Raw genomic sequence first — 9,780 nt, 5'->3', positions numbered from 1 at the left:
AAAATTAGATTTAACCTATATATGAACTAATATATTATAAACATCTTGCAGTGTACATTATTTATTTACTTAATCACCTATTAATCATGCACTATTTAAGATAATAAGTATTTTCATTTATTAACTATTTAAATAAATGTAAATGATTACATTTATTTATTAAAAAATACAAATTTTTACAATTGAATAGGGGCTAAGAATTATAATCTTTCGCCCCTTTCACAACACCGTGCGTAGGGTTCCCTACACGGCGTTTCATAAGTTTATAGAGTTGTAATAATCTAGTGTACTTATAAATCCGTATATTTTTAATACCTCATTTGTTAGTGTTCTAGAGAGTATGAAGCTATTGGCTATGTGCCAGTAGCTTTTTCTTGTGTTTGCCCATTCCCATGCCTTACTTTTATTGATACCTAGCTTTTGTATATTCCTATACTTCGTTCTTACCAATTTCCATCTTTTCCAATATATCATTCTTATTCTTCGTCTTATCCATGAGTCAACTTCTTTAAGATATTTCTTCATATCAGCTATCTTATAATAATTGACCCATCCGCTTATAAACATTTCAAGTTCTTTTACAAGTTGTTTACTTGTTATTGGTCTATTTCTTTTGGTAATTTCCCTTATTGGTACTATGTCAAGAAAAAGTACCAGTTAAATAGAAATTTTTCTATTTAACTTCTACATTTGAAAAATTCTGATTCATAATTATTTGGACTCATATAACCGCAATGATTATGAATTCTTACTGTGTTATAAAATGTCTCAATATACTCAAATACTAATTGATATGTTTGTCTATAATCCATTATTTTGAATCGATTTAGCCATTCTCTTTTTATCAGTGAATGAAACGATTCTATACACGCATTATCCCATGGAGTTCCCTTTTCTGAATAGCTTCTTTCCATTTTCATCGTTATTTTTTGATATTCTTCACTTGTAAACTGCACTCCACGATCGCTATGGATCACAAGCGGTTTTTCAATATTTCTTCGTGCTTTTGCAATATTTATTGCTTCTATTACCGATTCGGCTTTCATATCTTTAGTTAATACCCAGGATATGATTTTTCTTGAATATAAATCCATTACACTTGTTAAATAAACAAAACCCTCATCATAGGTCCAGATATAGGTTATGTCTGTACACCAGAAAGCATTTGGCCTGTCTGGATTGAATTCTCTTTTAAGCAGATTTTTTAAATCTGCAGTGTAATTTTTAGAAATCGTTGTTTTTGTCCAGTGTTTTATATAGCAGGCTTTTATTCCCATCTCACGCATATAATTACTGACTGTTTTCATGCTTATCTTTATTCCTTTTTGCCGCAGGATATAGATGATTTTTGGTGCTCCATAAATTTCTTTGTTTTCATGATAAATAGTTAGAATCATTTCTTTGATTCGTTCTTTGTGCAATTGCTGATGGGATTTTTTACGATGCTTCCATGATTTAAAACCGCTTCTGGAAATATTTAATATTCTGGTTACTGCTCTAATCGAAACCTTATTAGAATCAGCATCTTTATCAATATATTCGTCCAATGCTCTATAAAGAATACTTACTGGCTGTTGAGAATGTTCATAGCTTTTTTTAATATTTCAACAGCATCTCTTAAATCCCTGTTTTCTTTTTTTAATCTTGCTAGTTCTTTTGCATCATCACTGGAATAATTACCAGAACCTCTAAATACCTTGCTTTCATCATCGCTGTTTGATGAATATTCTTTGATCCAGCGATGAATAGAACTTAATGAGATTCCAAGATTATTAGCTACTTCAGCCATGGTAAGTTCAGGATGATGCTTCCTATAATTAACAGCATCAATTTTAAATTGTTTATCGATTTGTTTCTTTTTAGCCATATAACTCTACCCCTTATTTATAATTTGATTATTGATTAATATAGGTTACATCTATTATCCGTATTAATCAATACTGTTGTTATTTTACTGACATTTCTCTATTTAACTGGACCTAAATATATTGATGCTAGAATAAAAACTGTACCAGTTAAATGGAAGAACTAGCTAGTATATGATACAATGTCATAAGCTTAAATCAAAAATAGAAAAGGGGTATATGATGATGACTAAACCAACATTTACAGATGAATTTAAACAGGGAGTTGTTCAATATGTTTTAGAACATCCTGATGAATCTAAAGTAGCTATAGCTAAACAGTTTGGTATTGCTGATAGCACTGTTCATAAATGGCTTAAAGATGCCAGTAGTAATGACGGCGTAATTAATTCAAGAGGAAGCGGTAATTATTCAAGTGACGAAGCTAAAGAAATTGCCAGATTAAAAAAAGAACTGAAAGATACACAGGATGCTTTAGAAGTCCTAAAAAAGGCTATTGGCATACTGGGCAATTAACTAAGCAGGATCTTTATAAAAGGATAAAAGAAAAATCTAAAAAAGATAAACAGACTTCAGTTACCGGTATGCTAAAAAAATTACAACTGAGTAAATCAGGATATTATGAATATTTGAAAAGAAAACCATGTAAACAAAAAATCAGAAAAGCTAGAATCACAGAAAGAATCAAGAAAATCTATAAGGATTCAAAAGAAATATATGGAGCTCCTAAAATAACTGAAATACTAAAAAAAGAGGGAGAAAAAATAAGTGAAAAATATGTAGGAAACATAATGAGGGAAAACAATATTAAAGCTCATTATATCAAACCATATACAATAACAACAAAAGACTGTGATTTTTCAAATAAACTAAAAAATATTCTAAACCGAGATTTTAATCCAAAAGCACCAAATCAGGCATGGTGTACTGATATAACATATATCTGGACAGCAGATGAAGGATTTGTATATTTAACCAGTATAATGGATCTCTATTCAAGAAAAATAATAGCATGGACATTAAGCAAAACATTAGAAGTAGATGAAGTATTAAAATGTCTGGAAACAGCTAAAAAAAGAAGAAAAAGCGCAAAACCAATAGTAATCCATGCAGATCGCGGAGTGCACTATACATCGAAGAAATACAAAAGATTAACTAAGCAGATGAAAAGAAGCTATTCACAAAAAGGAACACCGTGGGATAATGCGTGTATAGAATCATATCATGCATTGATAAAAAGGGAATGGCTGAACAGATTTAAGATTATAAATTATAATCATGCATATAAGCTGGTATTTGAATACATAGAAGGATTTTATAATACAATAAGAGTACATTCACATTGTGATTATAAATCACCTAATGAATATGAGCATGATTATTTAATTAGTATCAATTAATTAAATTTCTTACATTTATGTGGTCCGAAATCTTGACATAGTACCAACATAACACTTTCATCCCATGTACCCACTATCTTTACACCGCTTATTCCGTCGTACTATTGGACTTTGATTTGTAAAGCAATCTCATCCGATAAGCATATGCCTAAAATAGTTCGTGTTCCTTGGGTCAGGACTTTGCCTCCGACTTCCTCCCGTTCACACCTTACGGTGGATACCTTGTCTTTAGCTAGTGGTTGGTAGTACGAAACCCCCACAGTGGACTTTCACCACCTAGTCTTATGCCATGCGTGGCACACTTTTAAGAGCTAACAAACAATGATATTTGTTAGCTCTTATTTCATATCAATATTTTATTTTACAGGTATTTTATAATATGTTGTACACAACTGTGTATCTCCACCTACAGGAGCAAGAGCAAACTTTAAATATATATATCCATCATCAGAAACTGTATCTGCTCTAAGATTTGTTTCATAACTATGAGGAGATAATTCATAGGTATAGAAAGGTGTATTTCTATTTGGTAAAAAATATTTTCCTGTACTATCAGTAGCTAAATGTTCATAATAACCTCTTACTGAATGGAAAGTTTCATTAATTTTAAGATTAACTCTCCCATCATCTAGTCTAGTTGCAGAAAAATTATGCTCAATATACGATACCGAAACACCAACATAATTACTGTCTCCCTCAGACATAATAACGAATTTAGAAGAATCGATCGGTACAGATGGTTCATCTGGTTCTAAAGCTTTTGCACTAATACATGTACAACAAATCATTGCTAGCGATAAAATACACGCCATTATTTTTTTTATCATTTTTAATTTCCCCTTTTCTTTATTTTATTTAACAAATATAGCGTAGCATTAAATCTTTTTTGATATGTTGTGGTATTAGATTCCATTCTGTAATATGTTCGTAATACTTTGCCTCTCCCCTTTCTTGAATAATAGATTAAAAATAATACTTAAACATTCAAGACCAAAGTATACGCTTATATTTTGTTAACTTTGATAAATCTTTTATCAATTCTAACTTTAATTAAATTATATCATTTCTTATCAGATATGTTAATAGTTCACCAGAAATCTGGCGACTAGTTTACTTTACATTTATTATATCAATTATTTAATGAAAAAAGAGCAGAAAATAAATTCTCTGCCCCTTAATCTTAATTATTTACTTGGATCTAATCTTGCATTTAAAATTGCAATAACTAACTCTTCAGTAATTTTATTGATTTCATCTTGAGTTGCTGTTGCACTATTATTTACATCTTTAGCTCTTTGTAATAATTCTTCAAATCCTTCAACTGTTGCAGGACGATAATTATTAATATTTTCAATCATGCGATCACCAAGAGCTATTGCAGATTTTAATGATGATTTATTTACATCTGTTGTAATTTCTTTAAGATTATCAATTGCAGCTTTTAAATCTTCATTAGCTTGTTTTATTAGCTCAATATTTTTGCTTCCAGCATTTATTAAATCTTCTGCAGTTTGTAATGCATTCTTTAATGCTGTTACACTTGCTTCAGTATATTCACTTAAATCACCATTTAATATTTTTTTAGCCTCTTCAACTGTAATACCTAATTCTTTTAACGCAGAGCTTAAATATAATGCATCACTTGCTTCAGTTAATTTTTCTAAAGCTGCTAGCGCATCAGTAGCAGCTATATTATTTGGATCAGTTTTCAATAATGCTTCTACTTCAACAATGATAGCTTTTAATTGTGCAAATTCTTCTGAAGTATAGTTATCTTCCATTGCTTTACATTCATCAAGTTTAGCTGTTAATGAAGCTAATAAATCTTGAGATGCTTTTTCAATTAAGTTATCAATTGCTGTTACAATTGCTCCAGTTGCTAAATCAATATCATCTTGAGTTGCTGTTGCACTTTCAAGAACAGCTTTTCCACTTACAATTACAGTTTGTAAAGCACTGTAGCTATCTACTGTATATGTACTTCCATCAATAGCTTCTGCTCTATCAATTGCATCTTCTAAGGCAGTTGCATTTAAAACTGTAACTTTACATGTTGCTTCTTTTCCGTTTACTGTTGTTACAGTAATTGTTGCTACACCTTCTTTTACAGCTGTTACTTTTCCTTGTGAATCTACTGTTGCCACTTCTTCATTACTTGATTTCCATGTTAATGTTTTATCATCAGTTGTTTCACTTGGATTAATTGTTGCTACTAATGTTTCAGCCACACCAGTTTTTAAAGTTAAAGTTGTTTTATTTAAACTTACACTTTCGATTGGTACTGGTTTTTTTGTTACTGTAACTTTACATGTTGCTTCTTTTCCATTTGTTGTTGTTACAGTAATTGTTGCTACACCTTCTTTTACAGCTGTTACTTTTCCTTGTGAATCTACTGTTGCTACTTCTTCATTACTTGATTTCCATGTTAATGTTTTATCATCAGTTGTTTCACTTGGATTAATTGTTGCTACCAGTGTTTCAGCTTGTTGTTCTTCTAGTGTTAATGCTTCTTTGTTTAAACTTACACTTTCGATTGGTACTGGTTTTTTTGTTACTGTAACTTTACATGTTGCTTCTTTTCCATTTGTTGTTGTTACAGTAATTGTTGCTACACCTTCTTTTACAGCTGTTACTTTTCCTTGTGAATCTACTGTTGCTACTTCTTCATTACTTGATTTCCATGTTAATGTTTTATCATCAGTTGTTTCACTTGGATTAATTGTTGCTACCAGTGTTTCAGCTTGTTGTTCTTCTAGTGTTAATGCTTCTTTGTTTAAACTTACACTTTCGATTGGTACTGGTTTTTTTGTTACTGTAACTTTACATGTTGCTTCTTTTCCATTTGTTGTTGTTACAGTAATTGTTGCTACACCTTCTTTTACAGCTGTTACTTTTCCTTGTGAATCTACTGCTGCTACTTCTTCATTACTTGATTTCCATGTTAATGTTTTATCATCAGTTGTTTCACTTGGATTAATTGTTGCTACCAGTGTTTCAGCTTGTTGTTCTTCTAGTGTTAATGTTTCTTTGTTTAAACCTACACTTATAATTGGAACGTTTTCACTTGGTTTATTTACTGTTATTTTACATTCCGCTCTTCTTCCATTTACTGCCGTTACAGTAATTGTTGCAAAACCATTTTTAACTGCTGTTACTTTTCCTTCTTGATCTACTGTTGCTACTGATTCATTACTTGATTTCCATGTTAATGTTTTAGCATCAGTTGTATCGCTTGGATTAATTGTTGCTCTTAATGTTTGAGAAACTCCTTCATCCAAGGTAATTGCAGTAAGATTTAAATGAACTGATGTAATTTGACTAACTACTGTTACATTACATGTGTCAGTTAATCCATTGCTAGTTCTAACAGTAATTGTAGCATTTCCAGGCTTTCTTGCTGTTACTACTCCAGTTGAACTTACTGTTGCCACTTCGGGATTATTTGACTCCCATGTTAATGTTTTATCATCAGTTGTTTCTTTAGGCGTAATTGTTGCTCTTAGTCCTTGTGAACTATTTTTTCTAAGTTCTAAATTACTGTAATTTAATGATACATTAGTTATTGGTGCACTAATGTTTGTAACAGTTACTTCACTACTTGCACTAAGTCCATTCCCACTTTTTACAGTAATTGTTGCTTTACCTTCAGTAATACCTGTTACCACACCATTTGCATCTACAGAAGCTATACCTGGATTATTTGATTGCCATGTTAATGATGTATTATCAACAACTTTATATGGTGATAAAATTACTACATATTTAGATGCATCATTAACATTTAATTTTAATTCTGGTTTATCTAAGTTTATTCCAGTTGTAATTAGTGTAAATTTATAACCATTTCTTCTCATATAAGTATGCGCTACAGAGCCTTCAATTACTGAAGCTACTACTTTAGGGGAATTTGAGAAAACACGGCTACCAATACCATTACCTTCATTTTCTGAAGCTTTAATTGTATTTGGGAAAGTTACACTTTTTAAATTCATACAATCTGCAAATGCTGTATCATCAACAGCAATTACACCATTTGGTACTACTACTGTTTCAATACTATCACAATATCTAAATAAATTTGCACTGATACGATTGAGATTTTGTGGTAATTTTACATCTACTAAGTTACTACAATTACTAAATGTAGATGCTCCAATTTCTGTTACAGAATCTGGAATTACAATGTTCTTTAAACTAACACATCCACTAAATACATTTTCTCCTAATGAAGTAATTGTACTAGGAATATTTATTTCTTCTAGAGATGAACATCCACTAAAAGTCGCATTTCTAATACTAGTAACCTGACTTGGAATATTTACATCAGTTAATGATGAACATCCAGTAAATGCAGCATATCCAATACCGGTAACACTCTCTGGTATAACGATACTTTGTAAACTAATACAATCTTGGAATGCACTTTGTCCAATTCCAACTAATGTATTAGGTAAATTAATTTCACTTAAATTTAAACATCCTTGGAAAATTCCTGATCCAAGAGATGTTACACCTTCTGATACAGTAATACTTTTTAATCCTGTACAATTTAAAAACGCATTTCCCCCAATTGAAGTTAATGTAGTAGGAAAGTTAATATCAGCTAAAGCTCGACAATTTCCAAATACCATTCCTCCAATTGTCTTTATTCCTTCTGGAATTACAACATCTGTTAAATTAGTACAATCAAAGAATGTTGCATAAGATATCGCACTTATACCGTTAGGAATTTCTACACTTGTTAAACTACTACATCCAGCTAACGAATATTGACCTAAAGCAACTACAGAATCTGGAATAGTTATTTTAGATAATTGACTACATTGTGAAAATGCATAATCGCCTATTGTTATAATAGTTTCTGGAATCACAAGTGTTTCTATACTTTTGCATTCTGCAAAAGCACCATAACCAATTTTTTTAACTGTTTTTCCATCGATTTTACTTGGAATAGTTAAGTTTTTTTCATCACCACCATAGTTTATAATGGTAACTGAATTATCATCAATTAACTCATAAGCATAATCACCACTTATTAGCGCAGAAACTGGATTATTATCTGCAGTTCCAAAAACTATAACTGGTAAAGAAATAACTAACACTAACAGTATTTTTAATAGCTTTTTCATATGTCCTCCTTCTTCCTAAAAATCTATAGTATTTTAACTAATCAAGCATTATATCTCCCCTTAATTTTACAAAACTCAATTAGAAAATACCTATAGTCAATATCAATATACCCTCCCTTTATATTTTTGTAAACCTTTTCATTACTTTTTATAAATTATTAATTAAAAATGAAAAAATATATTTTAACATCTTTTCACATTATATTAACAAAAAAAGATAAAACAACAAATTAGACGTCATTTTATCTTAATTACTCAATAACCTATTTTAAATCCTTTTCCTTACAAGTATATCCTTGCTTTTCATAATATTCTTTAATTTTATCTAAAGAATATTCACCATTTTCTACAAAATTTTTCTGTTGTTCATCTGCTCTTAAAGCTTCTTGAATATTAACAATATTATAATCCCATTCTTCTTCAAAGCCAAAGCTTGTTTCTGTAGCATCACCTGATGCTTTCACACCTTCTAACTGCTCAATAATTGTATAGCGATTATTAAGCTCTGTTAAAATATTACCGTTTGTTTCTGTCTTAGCAATATTTTCATATTTTACTGAAAATTTACCTTTTGCTACTTTTTTGCTATCACTATCATACTCTATTATAACTTCTGATTTGAAAATTTGATCATCTACTGTACTTTCTTGATTTAAAATCATTTTTTTATCAGGGACTACTTTTGATGAACCACATCCTGTAAGTAATAGCATTAAACATAATAACAAATAAACTGTCTTTTTCACTTTACTTTCTATATCATCAATCGATGACTTTTCCTTTCATTTTTTTAAACTATATTTAATATAGCATATTTAAAATATATAAAACAACGATATTCTAAGTAAAGAATCGTAATAAATATTACGATTCTTATTATTTTTCAACAATTCCATTTTTAATTAAGAATTTTTTATAGTTTTCTAAGTTCACTTTTTCTTTATCAGAACATAGCGAATCTTTTACTTTCCCCTTTTCAACATAGTAAATAGATGGTGTTGCTGAAAAATGTCCAAATTTTTCATTAGTTATTTTTAAGTTTTCTTCTTCACTAGTGGATTCATCATCTAAAATAATATCCCATAATGTTAAACCAATTTCTTTAGTGTAATCATCTGTTTCCATAAAGAAACTTAAACATGCATTGCAATATGTTTGTGATAACATAACTACAAATGTTTCTTTGCTTTCCATTTTATCTAAAACATCTTGCATTGGTATTTTCTTTACTGCTCCTTTATTAGGATTTAATTCTACAATTGCAGCTTTATCTTTTTTTTCTTTATTTGTATTTGTTGATGTACATCCACATATTAAAAACAACGCCATTATTATAATTGTTATTTTTTTCATAAACATCCTCCTAGCATATAATTATACTTTAGT

Annotated in this window: 9 protein-coding genes; 2 read left to right on the top strand and 7 right to left on the bottom strand. The window is 30.0% G+C overall.

Annotated features, from left to right (window positions below):
- Positions 1-255: 255 nt before the first annotated feature.
- The 3 genes from NQ543_RS00495 to NQ543_RS00485 are packed head-to-tail and all read right to left on the bottom strand — an operon-like array spanning position 256 to position 1,867.
- Entirely contained in the window at positions 256-621 is a 366-nt protein-coding gene (locus tag NQ543_RS00495) for a group II intron maturase-specific domain-containing protein (RefSeq protein WP_259935716.1), read from the bottom strand.
- A 56-nt stretch (positions 622-677) separates the two neighbouring features.
- Positions 678-1,547 carry an IS3 family transposase gene (locus NQ543_RS00490; protein ID WP_004610770.1) on the bottom strand — a complete coding sequence of 290 codons (870 nt, stop codon included), beginning with the start codon at positions 1,545-1,547 and terminating at the stop codon, positions 678-680.
- Positions 1,548-1,564: 17 nt separating this feature from the next.
- A complete protein-coding gene (locus NQ543_RS00485; protein ID WP_004610048.1) occupies positions 1,565-1,867 on the bottom strand; it encodes a transposase in 303 nt (100 codons plus the stop codon).
- A gap of 172 nt (positions 1,868-2,039) precedes the next feature.
- On the opposite strand from NQ543_RS00485, the gene NQ543_RS00480 reads away from it, so the two are divergent.
- Together NQ543_RS00480 and NQ543_RS00475 are read left to right on the top strand one after the other, a co-directional pair.
- Positions 2,040-2,381 carry a transposase gene (locus NQ543_RS00480; RefSeq protein WP_004609083.1) on the top strand — a complete coding sequence of 114 codons (342 nt, stop codon included), beginning with the start codon at positions 2,040-2,042 and terminating at the stop codon, positions 2,379-2,381.
- A complete protein-coding gene (locus tag NQ543_RS00475; RefSeq protein WP_333790947.1) occupies positions 2,306-3,265 on the top strand; it encodes an IS3 family transposase in 960 nt (319 codons plus the stop codon). The genes NQ543_RS00480 and NQ543_RS00475 overlap by 76 nt, the downstream gene beginning before the upstream one ends.
- Before the next feature lie 356 nt (positions 3,266-3,621).
- On the opposite strand, the gene NQ543_RS00470 is transcribed toward NQ543_RS00475, so the two are convergent.
- The 4 genes from NQ543_RS00470 to NQ543_RS00455 form a co-directional block, all read right to left on the bottom strand.
- Positions 3,622-4,092, bottom strand: a complete 471-nt coding sequence (locus NQ543_RS00470) for a hypothetical protein (protein ID WP_004610772.1) — start codon at positions 4,090-4,092, stop codon at positions 3,622-3,624.
- 357 nt (positions 4,093-4,449) lie between these two features.
- Positions 4,450-8,394 carry a leucine-rich repeat protein gene (locus NQ543_RS00465; RefSeq protein WP_004610773.1) on the bottom strand — a complete coding sequence of 1,315 codons (3,945 nt, stop codon included), beginning with the start codon at positions 8,392-8,394 and terminating at the stop codon, positions 4,450-4,452.
- A 263-nt stretch (positions 8,395-8,657) separates the two neighbouring features.
- A complete protein-coding gene (locus tag NQ543_RS00460) occupies positions 8,658-9,140 on the bottom strand; it encodes a hypothetical protein (RefSeq protein WP_039904779.1) in 483 nt (160 codons plus the stop codon).
- A gap of 130 nt (positions 9,141-9,270) precedes the next feature.
- On the bottom strand, positions 9,271-9,747 hold the full coding sequence (locus NQ543_RS00455; protein WP_039904780.1) for a hypothetical protein: 477 nt from the start codon (positions 9,745-9,747) through the stop codon (positions 9,271-9,273).
- Positions 9,748-9,780: the final 33 nt, after the last annotated feature.

The organism is Thomasclavelia spiroformis DSM 1552 (assembly GCF_025149465.1).
Classification (GTDB): Bacteria; Bacillota_I; Bacilli_A; order Erysipelotrichales; family Coprobacillaceae; genus Thomasclavelia; species Thomasclavelia spiroformis.
This window is presented reverse-complemented; position numbering and strand designations above follow the sequence as displayed.

What these genes read in the sequence shown, in the direction of transcription:
- NQ543_RS00485 (WP_004610048.1), bottom strand. Translation starts at nt 1,867, where the DNA reads ATGGCTAAAAAGAAACAAATCGATAAACAATTTAAAATTGATGCTGTT.
- NQ543_RS00480 (WP_004609083.1), top strand. Translation starts at nt 2,040, where the DNA reads ATGATACAATGTCATAAGCTTAAATCAAAAATAGAAAAGGGGTATATG.
- NQ543_RS00470 (WP_004610772.1), bottom strand. Translation starts at nt 4,092, where the DNA reads ATGATAAAAAAAATAATGGCGTGTATTTTATCGCTAGCAATGATTTGT.
- NQ543_RS00465 (WP_004610773.1), bottom strand. Translation starts at nt 8,394, where the DNA reads ATGAAAAAGCTATTAAAAATACTGTTAGTGTTAGTTATTTCTTTACCA.
- NQ543_RS00455 (WP_039904780.1), bottom strand. Translation starts at nt 9,747, where the DNA reads ATGAAAAAAATAACAATTATAATAATGGCGTTGTTTTTAATATGTGGA.